This is a genomic window from Pseudoalteromonas sp. AWM4_233, assembly GCF_056158285.1.
The window spans coordinates 1,832,493-1,848,882 of record NZ_JBSWSZ010000001.1 but is presented as its reverse complement, the minus strand read 5'-3'; the positions used below and the strand labels follow the sequence as shown (position 1 = coordinate 1,848,882).

General features: G+C 37.0%; 17 protein-coding genes. 2 read left to right on the top strand and 15 right to left on the bottom strand.

Features of this window, described 5'->3' with window-relative positions:
- Window positions 1-1,044: an agmatine deiminase family protein gene (locus tag ACXAC4_RS08270; RefSeq protein WP_475160533.1), complete on the bottom strand. Its 1,044-nt coding sequence runs from the start codon at window positions 1,042-1,044 to the stop codon at window positions 1-3.
- Between the two features lie 76 nt (window positions 1,045-1,120).
- Entirely contained in the window at window positions 1,121-1,696 is a 576-nt protein-coding gene (locus tag ACXAC4_RS08265; RefSeq protein WP_475160531.1) for a PilZ domain-containing protein, read from the bottom strand.
- A 166-nt stretch (window positions 1,697-1,862) separates the two neighbouring features.
- Between ACXAC4_RS08265 and ACXAC4_RS08260 the strand changes: the two genes are divergently transcribed.
- Together ACXAC4_RS08260 and ACXAC4_RS08255 are read left to right on the top strand one after the other, a co-directional pair.
- Window positions 1,863-2,876, top strand: a complete 1,014-nt coding sequence (locus tag ACXAC4_RS08260) for an LD-carboxypeptidase (RefSeq protein ID WP_475160530.1) — start codon at window positions 1,863-1,865, stop codon at window positions 2,874-2,876.
- Window positions 2,877-3,131: 255 nt separating this feature from the next.
- Window positions 3,132-4,178, top strand: a complete 1,047-nt coding sequence (locus ACXAC4_RS08255; protein WP_475160527.1) for a GGDEF domain-containing protein — start codon at window positions 3,132-3,134, stop codon at window positions 4,176-4,178.
- A 289-nt stretch (window positions 4,179-4,467) separates the two neighbouring features.
- Here the strand turns inward: ACXAC4_RS08255 and ACXAC4_RS08250 are convergent, their stop codons facing one another.
- The 13 genes from ACXAC4_RS08250 to ACXAC4_RS08190 all read right to left on the bottom strand — a co-directional run bounded on the left by ACXAC4_RS08250 (window position 4,468) and on the right by ACXAC4_RS08190 (window position 16,257).
- Window positions 4,468-5,790 carry a Na+/H+ antiporter family protein gene (locus tag ACXAC4_RS08250; RefSeq protein WP_475160525.1) on the bottom strand — a complete coding sequence of 441 codons (1,323 nt, stop codon included), beginning with the start codon at window positions 5,788-5,790 and terminating at the stop codon, window positions 4,468-4,470.
- 1 nt (window position 5,791) lies between these two features.
- Entirely contained in the window at window positions 5,792-7,672 is a 1,881-nt protein-coding gene (locus ACXAC4_RS08245; protein WP_475160523.1) for a transglutaminase TgpA family protein, read from the bottom strand.
- Between the two features lie 43 nt (window positions 7,673-7,715).
- Window positions 7,716-8,654, bottom strand: a complete 939-nt coding sequence (locus tag ACXAC4_RS08240; RefSeq protein WP_475160522.1) for a DUF58 domain-containing protein — start codon at window positions 8,652-8,654, stop codon at window positions 7,716-7,718.
- A complete protein-coding gene (locus ACXAC4_RS08235; RefSeq protein WP_475160518.1) occupies window positions 8,654-9,556 on the bottom strand; it encodes an AAA family ATPase in 903 nt (300 codons plus the stop codon). The genes ACXAC4_RS08240 and ACXAC4_RS08235 overlap by 1 nt, the downstream gene beginning before the upstream one ends.
- Complete coding sequence (locus ACXAC4_RS08230; RefSeq protein ID WP_138478860.1) at window positions 9,553-9,936, bottom strand: response regulator; 384 nt, start codon at window positions 9,934-9,936, stop codon at window positions 9,553-9,555. The genes ACXAC4_RS08235 and ACXAC4_RS08230 overlap by 4 nt, the downstream gene beginning before the upstream one ends.
- A gap of 297 nt (window positions 9,937-10,233) precedes the next feature.
- On the bottom strand, window positions 10,234-10,635 hold the full coding sequence (locus ACXAC4_RS08225) for a hypothetical protein (RefSeq protein WP_475160515.1): 402 nt from the start codon (window positions 10,633-10,635) through the stop codon (window positions 10,234-10,236).
- An 83-nt stretch (window positions 10,636-10,718) separates the two neighbouring features.
- Window positions 10,719-11,978, bottom strand: a complete 1,260-nt coding sequence (locus tag ACXAC4_RS08220; protein ID WP_475160513.1) for a Y-family DNA polymerase — start codon at window positions 11,976-11,978, stop codon at window positions 10,719-10,721.
- Window positions 11,966-12,379, bottom strand: a complete 414-nt coding sequence (locus tag ACXAC4_RS08215; protein ID WP_390444718.1) for a LexA family protein — start codon at window positions 12,377-12,379, stop codon at window positions 11,966-11,968. Before ACXAC4_RS08215 ends, ACXAC4_RS08220 begins: the two co-directional genes overlap by 13 nt.
- Before the next feature lie 211 nt (window positions 12,380-12,590).
- Window positions 12,591-13,091, bottom strand: coding sequence for an AAA family ATPase (locus tag ACXAC4_RS08210; protein WP_475160511.1), 501 nt, complete (start codon window positions 13,089-13,091; stop codon window positions 12,591-12,593).
- A 36-nt stretch (window positions 13,092-13,127) separates the two neighbouring features.
- The gene (locus ACXAC4_RS08205) at window positions 13,128-13,700 is read right to left on the bottom strand and encodes a MiaE family protein (RefSeq protein WP_475160509.1); all 573 of its coding nucleotides are present in this window, start codon (window positions 13,698-13,700) and stop codon (window positions 13,128-13,130) included.
- Between the two features lie 54 nt (window positions 13,701-13,754).
- On the bottom strand, window positions 13,755-14,408 hold the full coding sequence (locus ACXAC4_RS08200) for a sulfotransferase (protein WP_475160507.1): 654 nt from the start codon (window positions 14,406-14,408) through the stop codon (window positions 13,755-13,757).
- A gap of 241 nt (window positions 14,409-14,649) precedes the next feature.
- A complete protein-coding gene (locus ACXAC4_RS08195; RefSeq protein WP_475160505.1) occupies window positions 14,650-15,354 on the bottom strand; it encodes an SIMPL domain-containing protein in 705 nt (234 codons plus the stop codon).
- A gap of 90 nt (window positions 15,355-15,444) precedes the next feature.
- Window positions 15,445-16,257: an ABC transporter substrate-binding protein gene (locus tag ACXAC4_RS08190; RefSeq protein ID WP_475160503.1), complete on the bottom strand. Its 813-nt coding sequence runs from the start codon at window positions 16,255-16,257 to the stop codon at window positions 15,445-15,447.
- Window positions 16,258-16,390: the final 133 nt, after the last annotated feature.

The window sequence follows — 16,390 nt, the reverse complement described above, 5'->3', positions numbered from 1 at the left end:
TTAAATCCTCTTTAAAAAGCCTTTCGGCAATTGCATGGTAATACAGTGTAAGCTACCAAATTGATGAATGATTGGAACACAATCAACCCTGATCACGGTATGCTCTGGGTAAGCTAGCTGAATTTGTTTAAGAGCAAGTGCATCTTTTTCATCATTATAAACAGGCACGAGTACCGTTTTATTCATGATTAAATAGTTCGCGTAAGTTGCAGGTAGGCGGCAGCCTTCATCATCAAAGATGGCTTTTGGCCAAGGTAGCTCAATTAGTTTATAAGCCTCACCTGAAGGCGTTCGAAATGAGCGCAACTGCTCAGCCATTTTAGCTAAAGCAGGATAATGTTCATCATTTTCATCATCGCAGCCAACATAAACTAAGGTATTTCCCGGTGCAAATCTCACTAGGGTATCGATGTGGCTGTCGGTGTCATCACCTGCTAAATAACCGTGATCGACCCATAAGAAATCTTTAGCTCCTAACTTGTCTTTTAAGATTCGCTCAACGTCATCTTTTGATAATTCCGAGTTGCGGTTATCATTTAACAAGCACTCGCTTGTTGTTAATAATGTGCCTGCTTCATTAATTTCAATGCCGCCACCTTCAAGCACCATGTCGACGACATCATATTCATTCTCAGGTGCTACAAGTTCATTGACCAGTACACTATTGATTTTATTATCTAGTTCTGCGGCAAATTTATTGCCCCAGCCTGTAAAAGAGAAGTCTTTTATGGATAACTTACCCTCAGCATTTTGGGTTGTAATAGGGCCGTGATCTCGTGCCCAGGTATCATTGCATGGGGTAACTACAAAATGAACTTTTGTAAGGTCAACTTCATGGTTATTTAGTAAGTTTGAAATGTGAGCTTTAAGTGATTCATTGTGGGCAACAATCACCACATCTTCTACTTGTGATATTTGCTGGCATAAAGCGACGTATACAGGCTCAACTTTGTCTAAAATATCAGACCAATCAGTGTCTGAATGAGGCCAAGTGAGCATAACTGCATCTTGCTCGGCCCACTCTGGTAAAAGTGTAAATTGCATTAGCGATTGAGATAAAAGAAATATAATTCTCTATTTTATCATTTACACTCAAACTGTCAGTATTTTTGTCTGCTCGTTACTTGTTTTGCTTCTTTTTTAGTTGTCGTGTTTGTGCATGTAGACTAGCTCTGACCATTAACTCTTGATCATCGTCTCTTATTTGTACAAAAGCCAAAGTATGCTGGTATTGATTTTCACCCAAATATTCAACGTCAATGACTCGTGTATAACAATAAATGGCACAGGCTTCATGATTTAAAAATATTTTGGTTCTTAAGTTTTGACTAACAGAAAAGGGGGAAGCACACGTTACTTTAAGACCACCACCACCATAACTATCACAATATTGATTGGTGTCGTCGGGTTGTTCTGTTGCGAGAATATGACTCATTATAAGGTCTATTTTTCGAGACTGTGCTTTTAAGTATTCAGCAAGCTCAGAGGCAACATCTCCTAAATTTCTCAGTGGTCTTAATGCATTTACGTCTAATTCATTGACTTCATTTGCCAATCTAAAAAGTGGAGGGATTGAAAGTTCTAGTGCTTGTTTAGTTTGTGGTACTTCACTTTCTTCTACTGCAAACAGATTGACTTGATTTGCTTCTTCTACTTGAAAATAGGCACTAAATTCTTCTTTTAAGTTGCTGCTCATTGGGTTACGGCTTAATTAATTTTAAAGTATCTTAACCTTGTTTATTATTAATCTCTAGTTTTGTTGTTCCAGGTTACCTTTATATGATATATGTATAGAACACATCATACTAATTGAGTGTTTAATAGAACAATGTTATAAATATTGTAATTAAACAAGGAAAACAATGAAGATCCCGAATAAATTAAAAGAAGGGTGTAATGTAGCAGTTTGCACCTTTTCATCACCTGTACCTCTTAGTTTAGAAAAGCGTTTTCAAGAATGTATCAAAACTTTAAAGTCATTTGGTCTTGACGTTTATGTTGATGAAAATGTCATATCTGATGAAGCTATTTCAAAACAGTGCATTGCAAATTCACTAAATAAATATCTATGTGACGATAAGTATGATGCGGTTATTCCACCATGGGGCGGAGATTTTGCTATCGAAGTTTTGCCTTTGCTTGATTGGGATAGGATTGCAAAATCAAAGCCAAAATGGATTTTTGGTTTTTCTGATATTAGTACTTTGACAACTACTATTACAAGTAGAGTAGGTTGGTATACCGTTCATAGTGCTAACTTGATGCAAATTGCAGGAAATGAAAATTGTAATTATGTTAAATCACTGTTTGATTTACTCTTTAATGCAGCAGAGGGTTATTCGTTTGAACAGAAGTCTTCTTCTTATCATGAGTTTAATTATCCTGACTATAAAAGTAAGCCGTTGTCATCTTATTCTTTAGATACAATGAGTGTATTAATCAGCATTAATAATCATGAAGAAAAGTCCATAAAAGGTTCATTAATTGGTGGATGTATTGACACACTCCAGCTTACTATGGGATCAGAGTTTTTGTCTCTAGAAAGCAAGGGGAGTTCAAAAGACATCATACTTTATCTGGAAAATGCAGAGTTAAGTACAACACAATATAAGCGTGCACTTTTGAGTCTAAAAATTAAAGGTTTCTTTTCTAAGTGTCGTTGTATTTTAATTGGCAGAAATAAATTCGAGTATTCGAATAAATGCCTTGGAAATGAAGAAATGACTTTGAATGAAGTGTTTGCTGATCTAAACATTCCTGTTTTCGGAAACCTAGATATTGGCCACGTTTCTCCTAATTTCACACTCGTGAATGGCGCGAAAGCGCAGGTGAATTTTGTAAAAAATAAAATAATCTTAAATCAAGAGTTGATATAAAATTATTATTATTCAACGATTTGGGTTTTACCTTTTATAGGGATGTATAACGAAATTCCTTTTAACTAGTTAAAAGTATTAGTTTTTTATTCATCCCCTAATATCTTTATCCCTTTCTCTTATAATCCCCTAAATTTAAATTGATATCGTTTTGGATTTCCATTAATTTAGCACTTAAGGGTTAGTTTTTTCTTACCATTGTATAAAAATAAAGCGCATCACTGATTGTGAATGCCAATATGAGTTCTCTCAACTATGGATTTTAATACCTCGTTATCTCATTCTGCCCAGTGTCTTAAGCAAGCAATACCGCTCCTGGTCAAATATAAAATACCGGTAACACCAATAAATTATGCTATTTGGTATTGTTATGTTCTAGGTAGCAATTTAGCTTTGAATATTGAGCTTGATAATATTCTCGCAGAACATGGTACTTGCCCAGCTTCATCAGCCAGATATTTATTTGATAAATACTTGTCTGACAAAGATTTAGCTCTTTTTCATCAAATCTCCGATAATTTTCAAGGTACACTTGAGTCTGTACAAACTGACATAGACTCAACACTTGCGAGTTCCCAAAGCTTTAATTCTGTTTTGTTGCAGTGTAGATCAGATCTCAGCGCGCTTGATAAGAATGATATATCTAGTTTTGATAATGTATTGAGCTATGTTGATAAACTGACTGAAGAGTCTGTTGTTATGCAACAAACGGCTTTTTCTTTTCAAAAAAAATTGCAAGCTGCATACAGTGAAATTACAGAGTTAAAACAAGCCCTTGTAAGTACACAGGAAGCAGCAGTAACAGATCAGCTTACTGGTTTACTTAACCGAGGTAAGTTCGACGATGATATTGTAGTACATATCAATCAGTTTATTAGCAGCAACCCAATTTCTAAAACACTTATCTTTTTAGATATTGACCACTTTAAACAATTTAATGACGATTTTGGTCATCAAAAAGGGGATGATGTACTCAAAGTTGTTGCTAATAAGCTTTCGAGGCATTGTTTAAATAAAGCTAATGCTTATAGATATGGTGGTGAAGAGTTTTGTATTTTGGCAGATTTTAAGAGTGTTAGCGAGGCATTGAATTTCTGTCAGGCTATTCGTCAAGATATTGAAAAACTCTCAGTTAAAGGAAAGAAGACCGGTAAAGCAATACGCAATATTACAGCGAGCTTTGGTATTGCTTTTTATAAACAAAAACAAAGTTTAGAGGACTTTATTGCTTCTGCCGACAAGGCTTTATATCTAGCAAAAGCCCATGGTCGTAATAGAGTAGAAATAGCGCCAGCAATTTAATCAGGTTTTCTCGAATCTATTAGACGCTATAATGTGGTTTTATTTTACATAGGGATGATTACAATGATCTTGTTTTCACACTTATCCCTCATGTTTACCCATGATGTGTTTTTAGGCCGCGTTTAGCGGCCTTTTTTTATCCCTCTTGAAAATATTACTTATAAAGCAGTACTCGTTTTATTTTAATCTTCCCTTGCTTAATCTAGCCGATTTAATTCATACCATTTATAAAAAAGCCGCATCAGAAGCAAGTGCGGCTTATTACTTTTTTTCATTACAATGCTTTGCTTTATAGCACCATGGCTGCAATCCAACCAAAGATGAGCAATGGAATATTAAAGTGGATAAATGTTGGGATCACTGAGTCTTTAATATGGTCATGTTGACCGTCAGCATTGAGCCCTGATGTAGGGCCTAAAGTTGAATCTGAAGCAGGGGAACCCGCGTCGCCTAGAGCTCCGGCGGTGCCAACCAATGCTGCAGTTGCCATTGGAGAAAAACCAATAGTGAGGCAAAGTGGTACAAATAAAGTGGCGATAATTGGCACTGTAGAAAATGAACTACCTATACCCATGGTTATTAATAAACCGACTAGTAAAATCATCGCTGCAGCTAAGGGTTTATTACCCGAGACTATATCAGCTGTAGTGTTAACCAAACTAGTTACATCACCTGTTGCTTTCATGACTGACGCGAAGCCTTGAGCTGAAATCATGATAAAGCCAATCATGGCCATCATAGCAACACCTTGGCTAAAGACATCGGAGCTTTGCTCCCACTTTACAATGCCGAAAATACTAAATATCATCACGCCAACAAGGCCACCTAAGATCATTGAGCCACTGACATTTTGTGCCAGTAATGAGCATACAACGGCAATACCGCCAATGATCATTACTTTTTTAGGGTTCTCGACATTTATCTTAGTCGATGATTTTTCAGATTCTTTGTCTGAGTAGTGTCTGTCCTTTCCATAGCTAAAAAACACTGCGATTATCAGGCCGAGAAGCATACCTAGCGCTGGAATAATCATGGCTTCAGGTACATCGGTATTCACTATTTCTAAGCCGTTTTCAGCTAAGTTTTTATGCAAAATAGAATAAAGGTAAATACCGCCAAAGCCATAAGGCAGAACCATATAAGAAGTCGCAAGTCCAAATGTTAAAATACAAGCAATAGCACGTCTATCAAGCTGTAGCTTATTAAAGACTACCAACAATGGCGGGATCAAAATTGGTATAAATGCGATATGTACGGGGACCAAATTTTGTGACGCAATCGCGCATGCCAAAATGATGGTCATGATCAGCATGCTTAATGTTTGCAAATGTTTAGAGTGTGCTTTGTCGACTTTCGACAGTAATTTATCGGCAAGAATGAGCGTTAAGCCTGATTTTGATATGGCTACTGCAAATGCACCTAGCATAGCGTAACTTAATGCGATTTCTGCGCCACCAGATAAACCACTGTTAAATGCTTGTAATGTATCACCTAAACCGAGACCTGCGATCAAACCTGCAGAAAGTGCACTGATTGTCATTGCTACAATCACGTTTACTCTGGCCAAAGACAGGCCTAACATGAGCAAAACCCCAATTAATACTGAATTCATACTAATCTCTTTTATTGTTTTTAAATTGTTTTGTTAATGCAAAATAGTGTTTCTTTAATTCTGCTAATTCACTTTTATTTCCGTATCGAACTTTTTCGAACTCATATAGAAAATTATCAAGTTCTACTCCTAACTTTGGATATTTTGATTTAATAGCTGAAATGATTTGTCCAGGTGTTTTAGTGTTATCAAATTGACCACAAGCGCTAACTTGTAATTTGCATAACAGTTTAACAGGCAAGGGAGTGGGTTGATGTGAATTGCGTTGTAAGACCCAATAAACTAATGCAAATAATAAACTAAGACCTATGATCACCGCGATACCTGAAAGCATTTTAGCCTTTTCACCAAATATATTTTTTAGAAAGCTACTTTGCTTTTGATCGTCAAAATTTAAAACCCAACGTGTCCATTGATAATCAAATGATTCTAGCTGCAACCGTAGCCAATTAACTAATGCAACATCAGATAACCCCATGAGTGTTATGCCAATGTTACTTTTCAATTCTTCCGCCAATTGGCTATGCTGAGATAAAGAGCCATTTAAACGCTCTGGCGATACCCATGCTGTTGGATCTAACTCGAGCCAACCTTGATTAGGGACGTAATATTCAAGCCAAGCATGCGCATCGTATTGATAAACACTGTAGTAGTTATTTTCTGAATTGAGTTCACCACCTAAATAGCCCGACACTAATCTTGCTGGGATCCCAACAGTGCGCATCATCATGGCAACCGTAGAAGCATAATGCCCACAAAAACCCGCCTTGTTGTTAAATAAGAATTCATCAATTTTGTTACTAGACTGGCTGATAGGTGGGTTAAGCGTATAAGTAAAGCCTTGAGCTAAAATATAATCCCTCAATAAAGCAATAAATTCTGCAGTATCATTACTTTGTTTATCAATCTGCTCAGCCAGTGCTCTTGCTTGAGGATTTAAATCACTTGGTAATTGAATATTTTGTCTGTATTGCCAACGGGTAATACTGGAGTCTTTAGTATCAACGACATTATAAACTTTGTATTCAAATGCTGAACTGACAGGGCGCTTTCTATAAGGCAGACCGAACACATTAGTAGCGACTAACTCTTGCTCTGTTGTCATTTTTTCAAGCGTATAAAGCCATTTTAAATGGCTGGGCTCAGCAATAATGGTGTAGCTATGCGAACTATCACTGGCTTGATAATTCGCCGAAACACTTTGTAATGACGACATATTCCAACGTGTACCATCAAATTCATCATGTATAAGCGCACGCCAATAAAATGGGCCTTCCATATTTCGCTCTTTTGGGAAAATAGCTCGGAAAACTAACTCATTTGATTCGGATAGTTTTGAAATTTCAAATGGATCAACATTTTCTGATAGACCAGTTTTGGCGGAGTTAGGTCCAGGGAGTTGCCAAAATGCAGGTAATTTAGGAATAAAAAGTACTAACATCACGCTGACTGGAATTGTTAAAGCCAATTTGCTGAATGCGTTTTTAACGGCTTCTTTTGGTGAAAACTCATATTGATATATCAGCATTAAGGCTAAATTAAAGCCAATTAATATAAATACCAACAATGCCGAGAAGAAATTTTGCGAGAATATAAATAAGCAGGGAATTGTGAAAAAGTTAAGTACAAACACTTGCATGGTTTGTCTGTCACTTTGCGCTTGATAGATCTTGAGTAATGATGCAAGTAGCATCATAGCAACAAAGAATGCGACTGAGTTTTTTACACCAACAAACCCCATTAATAGTGCAATACCCGCCAAAGCACTGCCATTGATTATACTGCTAGTTATGGTCTTTTTATAGATTATTCTGTTTAATTCGTAAGCTATAAATAAGCCCGTAATATATGACGCAATTACGAAACCAAGATCACTGGACATTATCCAAGCAAGTAGTAAGTATATTAGAGAGCAAGTTATTTGATTAAGCTTCACTTAATGCCTCCAAACATTGCTTTTTATGACTGTTTCCTTGGCTTAAAGTAATGAGTCTATTTGGTAATTTAAGGGCGTAACTTTGTTGCTCTATTTCGGCCTGCACGATTAAAAAGCTTAGCTGTGACAGTTTATCTTCTTTAGTGCCTGAAACTTTATCAAAATCAAAGCCATAGCTAGCTGATTTATTTGGTGATTGATAGTCTTTGACTAAGAGCTCTTTATTCTTAGCAAAATGCCGCCAAGATATCCTATGTATACTCATACCTTCGCGATAACTTTTTAATTCATTAAAGTCTTCAGCTAAAGCCTTATCGTCGAGTGCTTTTTCGCCTTTTTCGGAAATAATGAAGCTATTCTTTGGTAGCTCTGTTTCTATTTGTGCTGGGTAGGCATAGATATGTTTTTCGCTTATCAAATAACTCCAAATAGTGACTAAACCAAACGGGTAGTGGGTGAGAATCTTAAAACGCCCGAGCTTATGTTTTCCACGCTTTACAGGCAAGAGTACGTCTATAAACTCATTGTTTTTTATTCTTTTTAAAATACTTTTTTCTTTTGTTTCAATATGTTCAATTTGGATGTCGTAACGTTGTTTTTGATTTTCGATTTTGAAGGTCACTGATGGGCGCTTATCTGCAAAATCATCTTTAATTGCTGCAACTTCAATTAACAAGCCATTGAAATTACTAAAAGCATATATCAAGCACATGAGCAGAAGAACAAACATTAAATAAGAGACAGCTAATATCAAATTATTTTGATAATTAATGCCTAATATAAAGTTTAAGACTGCGATCCCTAAAAATCCCAGCCCTGATTTTGATGGTGAAACATAAATGGTGTCATGCTTGAGTTTAATACTGTCTCCTTGATGCTTTTTTAATAACAAAGCATCAAACCAAGCAGGTTTGGGCAGTTTAATCATTACATTTGAACCGGCACTTGTGCGTATATATCGTCGATGATTCTAAATTGTTCCGTGGCATCTAAGTTGAGCCTGTGACCAGCAACTGCAGGAAAAACAGCCTGCACATCATCATGGGTCACATAGTCTCTTCCATGGATCATGGCCCATGCTTTACTGGCTGTTCCTAATGCAATACTCGCCCGTGGGGATAGGGGATCTTTAAATAACCCAGACTCTCGAGTGAAACTCACTAAATCTAGTATGTATTGAACAACTTGCTCTTTTATTTCCATTTCTTCAATGGCTGATTGCAATTCTGATAGGGTGCCTAATTCCATCAATTGTGTGAGCGTTGTTTTTCTACCATGATCACCAAGTATAAGTTTTTTCTCAGCATCTTTAGACGGGTAACCTAAACTAACACGCATAAAAAAGCGGTCTAATTGAGATTCTGGCAGGGGGTGTGTACCTGATTGATGAAGTGGGTTTTGTGTCGCTATTACAAAGAACGGTTCAGGTAAGTGATGAGTCTGACCATCCATAGTTACTTGTCTTTCTTCCATTGCTTCAAGTAATGCACTTTGTGTTTTTGGGCTCGCTCGATTTATTTCATCAGCCAGTAAAACTTGTGTAAAAACAGGGCCTTCATGAAATACAAAGCTTTGTTTATCGGTATTAAATATAGTTGAGCCAGTTATATCAGCAGGCAGTAAATCACTGGTAAATTGAACTCTTTGATAGGTAAAACCCAACACTTCAGCTAAACCATGGGATAAAGTGGTTTTCCCCATACCAGGTAAGTCTTCAATTAATAAGTGACCTTTACATAGTAGACTACAGATCGCTAATTTTACTTGTGGCTGTTTGTCATAGATAACGGTTGAAAGCGCTTCTAGGAGCGTATTTATTTTTGTATTCATGTAACCAGTTCTAATCTTTTTAATACGGTATCAACTTTTTTGGCATTAAATGGTTTTTCTATAAAATCTTTAGCACCACATTCCCAAGTATTTTGTACACACTCCAGACTATTATGACCAGAACACATAATCACATGTGATTTAGGATAGTGATCATTTAAATAGTCTAAAATGCCTGAACCATCAGTATCAGGTAGTTCAATGTCGAGGAAAATTAAGTTTGGGGGATTTTTTTCAAGGAGATGTTTTGCAGACTCGAAGTCTTCAGAACCAGATACTTCTTCAAACCCGAGGTTTTCTAATATATTGCTTAAGTACTCACGGGCTTCAACTGAGTCGTCGATAATTAAAATTGGCTCTAGTGGTCTAACAAATTCCATATGTTTTTACTTCTTAAAAATTTTTTCTTCATACTAAGATAACAGCCAAGATTAAACAATACATAACACCGCTTTAAAATGTCCGATACCGTCTAGTATTGGACATTAATTGTTTTTTTAATGTTTAATATGGAGAAGTCCATATTTGTATTAACTACCACTTTATATCGCATAATTTATATTATGTTAAATAAGCTAAATATCTAGAATAAACATACACTATCTTTGATTTATTTAAGCTTTTATTTCTTTTATTAATGCTCTTCTCCAAAGGCTTAACTTTCAAATGCCTAGTTTCTAAAAATCTAATTGTTTTATATGTTTGTTATTTTTTACCAGATCTGAAATCGACTTCGAATTGGTTTTAATGTTCTGGCTGCGTTTAGAAAATTGCTCTTCTAAACTCGAAACTAAGTTTTTATGTTTTTTGTTTATATAGTGATGCCCTGTAACATCTTCTAATTTTTTACTCTTAAACAAAACTTGCTCGAAGCTTGACCTGAGCGATCTGCTTGTTGGCAAGTTTTTCCAAATAACGGTCTTATCTAATTCGTTGTAAGCTTGTGTGACAATCTTTTTTATATCTGCAATGTATTTGTTTTCTTTGACTGCAATACCAATAGAAATTTCATTGCTTGTACTGTTTGCTAAATTTGAATTTAATAATATCACCATTGCAAATATCAATTTGTTAAACATATTCCTTCACCACAAGCACTTTGCGTTAGCTTTACTTCTTTGAGTATAGATTGTTTTTTCTAACCGATATTTTTATCATTTTTTTATTGGCATTTTATTAGCGGGATCTCAGGCCATCGCGTTGTATATCTTCTCGATAACCAATCTCTTTTCATTTGCCACTGATTGCTTTGTAACTCTGTCCCAATACGTAAGCTACTACTACCGTAGCGTTTATTTATTGTATCTAAACACTGCATAAGCTCAGGTTTATCGTCAGAAACATTAAACATATCAATTTGTTGGTGCATATCGTCTTCGAGTTCAATGGCGCCAATACCCGCTTTGTAATATCGCACACCAGGTTGGAATAATTGGCTGAACACCAATTCGACTTGCTTGGCAAATACCATACTATCATTCGATGGCACAGCAAGTTTCTGAATAAACGACCTTTTATAGTAATTATCTTCATGTGGAGAGCTATGAGCGAAGATAATTAATCGCTTCGTTAAAGATCCTTGTTTGCGTAGTTTCTTGGCTACTATTGAGCAATGCGTTACTAATGATGCTTTAAGTGCGAATGGGTTTTCAACGCGCTCACCAAAACTGCGGGTGCTGAATACTTCTTTTTTGCGCTGTTTTACATCATCCCATGATAAACATGACACCCCATTAAGCTCCGATATCGTTCGTTCAAGCACAACACTAAATTGTTTTCGCATCATTTTTGGATTTTGCTTAGCCAAATCTAACGCACTTTCGATGCCGAATAACTTAAGTTGCTTGGTTAATCGGCGCCCTACACCCCAAATGTCCGATACTGCCATATTGGCTAAAATTTGCTTTCGAGACTTTTCACTATCAATAACGGCAACGCCTGTTGCGCCTACAAACTTCTTAGCCGCATGATTAGCGGCTTTCGCAAGTGTAGGTGTTGGCCCAAAACCGACACCCACTGGTAATTTGGTTTTTCGCCAGACTGTGCGACGAATAAGATGACCATATTCATACCAAGAGCTCACCACATCACTATAGCCATCAAACTTTAGAAATGACTCATCGATGGAGTATACATAATGTTGATCACTAAAACGGTTGATAATGGACATCATTTTGTCACTTAAATCGGCGTATAACTCATAATTTGAGGAGCGAATAACCACATTATGTTTATCTAAAATAGGCTTTAATTTAAAGTAAGGCTCAAACTTTGGAACGCCCAGTTTTTTTACTTCAGGAGATGCAGCAACAATGCAGCCGTCGTTGTTTGAGAGCACCACAACGGGTCGCTTACGTATTGATAAGTCGAATACTTTTTCGGCTGAAGCATAAAACGAGGTGGCATCAATTAACGCATACATTGTTTTAATCTCATGTTTTGCCGATGCATTCTTAATGAACCAGTCACAATACCTTCGAGCTGAAAAACATCACAATCACTGATAAATACTGGTTTAAACAAAGGTGATGCAGACAATAACCGTCGATTATGGATATCAAGGATTTTACATACAAACTCATTGTTAAAGTTGGCAACAATGACATCTTGGTGTTTTGGCTCGGCCGCCCTATCTACAATTAATAAATCACCATCAAAAATACCAACGCCCTGCATCGAGTCACCAGATGCGAGGCCCAAAAAAGTGGCGTTAGGGTCACCAACTATAAGTTGGTCAAGGGATAAACCGAGCTCTTTATATTCGGCTGCGGGAGACTCAAAACCGGTGATCCCCGCTGCTGCTTTAACAGGTATTACTTTCATACTGCACCAAAATACATATACTGTATATAAATACAGTATATGTATAATTAGCCATATCGGCAAGCTTAACAGCGTTACCAAGCGGCGCTATGTAGCGCTTTTAGAATAAAGCCGGCAAAAAAAAGCGGCTTGATGTTTACCAAGCCGCTGAGTTTTTATATCAACTCTCAATATAAGGAGCTCTATTTTGAGAGGTTTGATTTATTACGTACTACTTCAAGCTAAACGCCCTACTTTGCTGATTGCTTTCTAAACGCACTTTATTGCCAGTGAAAGTTTCGAATAGTTTTGTATGGGCCGCTTTTGAAAATACACCGTCTCTGGTGTCATAATCTTCAATCCAAGCCAATAACATGTCTAGATTTTCATCTTGTGCTTCTTTTGATGGGTATTTGTGCGGCTCCCAAGGACGCGCTTTAGCGTTGGCTTTACAGGTCTCCACATCTAAATCGATAAACACCAAATGCTGACACTGCTCTGTGATCGGTTTAATGAGATCACTATAGCAACCCTCAATCACCCAATTTGAATGGGATTGAACAAATTCGTTGATTTTATCGAGTGAAGAATCAAGTGGTGCCCGAGTTGGTGGTGACGTTGGTAACCAAGCAAGAGTGTCTAAATCTAAATGTGCAGCTGAATATTCTTGTGCTAAACGCTTTGAAAGTGTTGACTTTCCTGAGCCAGAATTACCAAAAATAATCGTTTTCATGCGCTAGTCCTTATTTATACAGCAGTAATATTAGAATTAATGAAGCGCCGCTGTAAATGGTATCTTTTTACAGATCTCCGCCTCAGCTTCAAGTATTTCAGCTAAACGTGCGTCAATAATGTCTTTATTGAAGTATTCGTAGCCCAATTCTACGAATAGGTTTTTATGTTTTTCTTCTGATTTAGCAATGGCCACATAAAAGTCTTTTTCTTTGCCTTCAGGTAAGGCTTCTGCAACCAAAGAAAAACGTTCGTGGCCACGCGCTTCAATCACCGCCGCAACTAATAGACGGTCGATTAAGAATTCATCGGTGCCCTGTCTAAATAAAGCGCGCATCCCTTTGATATAAGGATCTTTTTGGTCGTTACCTAAGGTAACCCCACGCTCTGTTAATAATTTCAACACTTGTTTAAAGTGGATCATCTCTTCGATGGCTAAATCTGTCATGGCTTTCACAAGCTTAATTCTGTCAGGGTAATGACCCAACATAGACATCGCCATGCCAGATGCTTTTTTCTCTGCAGCAGCGTGATCTTGTAAAAAGGCATCAAAATCAGCGAGCACTTTTTCAGTCCAATTAAACGGGGTGTGGTACTTCAGTTCAAACATAAACATTCTTAATCAATATAAACTGCGGTTATTCTAGCGTAGGAGATACACGAATTAAACAGATTGCATAAATGTGAGTAAATCGACGTCTTTATCTACTTTTCCCATACGTGTAGAGCTGACTTTAAGTGGGTGCTTTAAGTCATTCCAAGCCGTAACTTTACCATTCACGTTGAGCTTAGGCATGTCTGTAATTTCTGTGCTAGAAGCATCAACTTCTAGAAAATCACACAGTTTTGTAAAACTGTTTGGCTGGCTAACATTCAAAAACAAATGCTCCGCTTGAGTGTCCTCGAAAAACGCAATGGCTTTGGCTTTATGTGTTTCGTAACACATAGTGAGAAATTCGAAGTTATCAAGGTGCTTGGCATCTAATCCCGAAAAGGAGTTTAAGAAACAGCGTTTGATGGTGTCGTTAAAGCCACCTTTATCTGAGAACAGGTTGCCTGACATGCGCGTTAATAATTTAGAGATAGACGGTAGCCACACCGCTAAGTCTCTTTCTAAATAAATGAATTTAGCATCAGGATATTTTTGATACAGCAATGCATAATCATTAAATACGGGCGTGTCCGCAATGACTTGCGCGTTATTAAATGTCTCTATTGTATAAGCTGTATGTGCCGTCGTTAAACCAAGTTCAATGCATGCGGCACAAAGACTTGTCGTGCCAGTTCTCGGTAAACCAATAATAAAGATTTTACTCATAATGCGCCCTACAATAGTAAGCGCGCATTATAACGAAAAACTTATACCAATCCTCTTAATTAAGCGATCTATTTTGAGTCGAGAAAAACTTGTCGATAGCACCGCTAACGCGTCCTGCTCTTGCTGAGGTACCTACATCCATATAGGCAAGTCGAAATTTTGCTATTTAGTTGTTCTAAATAAGAAGTTTTCAACGACGCTAACGTCAGTTTTAGTCCCTCAAAAAGATTGAGAATTAGTATTACTGTTTAATTAAATAAGTGACGAAAACTTCTGAAGAAATAACAATATCAGAGACATTATACGCCTGCTTATGTGCTCTGCCTGATTCAATCATTGATTGTCTTGCATACGGTGTAGGCATAGATGGCGCATGTGCAAAATTGACAGAATAAACTCGGTCTAATTTCGCATCGAATGCGCTGGCAAGTTCTTTAGCTTCAGATTTAGCGTCTTTGATAGCAAGCTTTTTAAGCTTATCTTGCACTTCGTCTGCCTTTGAATAAGAAAACTGCGTAAAACCAATTTCATTGACGCCGGCTTCAACAAGCTGTTGTAAAAATTGCGCATATTTATCGACGTCTGTCAGCTTTAGCTCAACATTACGTGTTACCTGAAAAGTCGTAAACTCTTGCTGTTGCGTGCCTCGGTTGTATTCATGTTGGCGATAAATATTAAGTTGCGATGCATCAATGTTGTTTTTACTGACATTAAAATTATTGGCGACTTTAATAACTCGCGCAATCACACTGTCTACTTCATCTTTTGCTTTGTTAATATTTTTATCGGAGTGTGAAATCGCAACACTTAAAACAACTTGATCAGGCTGAACGAGCTGCTCTGCGTACCCTGTCACACTTAAATGAGGACTGGTTGGCTCTGCATAAGCGTAATTAAAACTTGAAGATAAAAGTAAAGACGATACGGCTAGTAATTTTTTAAACATACCTGCTCCATTTATAGGTATTAAGCCAATATAAGCGAAAAAACGCCTGAATTGATCAAAGATGCGCTATTAAAGTAAAAACTTGATTAATTATGGCTGAATAGAAAAGGCAATTTTTAAAGAGTCGCTAATAAAGTCACGCTCATGAGGTGAAAATAAGTCTCTATGCGCTTCAATTATTAACTCTTGAACCTCAGATTCGGCCATTTTTTTATTAAATAAATTAATCGCTTGTTTTCCTTGCGGTGTTTTTGCACAAGCAATATAACCAAATACACTCGGCGCTTGATCAATTATGCGATGAAAACTAATTTTATTTTCACCTAGTACCTTCGCATACTCGCTTATTATGACTGACGTATATTCAATCATGCCATCAAAGCGACCTTGTATGAGCATTTTACGTAGACGCTTCGCGCTTTCTTCTCCTTCATTCACAACAAATAGCTGTGGATGGGACTTAATAAAGTCATCAATGTTTTTTCCGTAACTTCGGCCTTTCGTTATGGCAATCTTAAAATCTGTTTTGACTAAATCATTTAAAGCAACATCAGCGGAGAACCCTTTTTTATCTCTTAAAACTAATCTATTCGCAGGAAATGCCGTAAGCGGTCTAGCTGAGAAATAAGCTAAGGCTTCACGTTTTGTGTTTTTAACTTTGTTATACAAACACGTATTTGGATACATACTCAAGGTTCGCCACTCGCGAATGCGACTTGCGGGCATAAAGTCTATTTCTAACTGCGGATATAGTCTTTTTGAAATATCAATTAATAAACGTGTAACCATATCGGCACTGCTGTTAGGACTCGGTACATAGTCAGAAGCGATATTAACTTTTAAAGGTGCTCCATAAAGTCCGATACTAAATAATCCCAATAAGAAAACTAGCGCATACTTCATCAACTTGCCTCACCACATAGTTAAAGTAATGAACCTGAACTCAAGTTAGTACCAATCCACTTAACTAAGTGATCTATTTTGAGGCAAGAAAACCTTGTTGGTAGCAAGGCAAAGATTTCGTTATTTAGTTGTT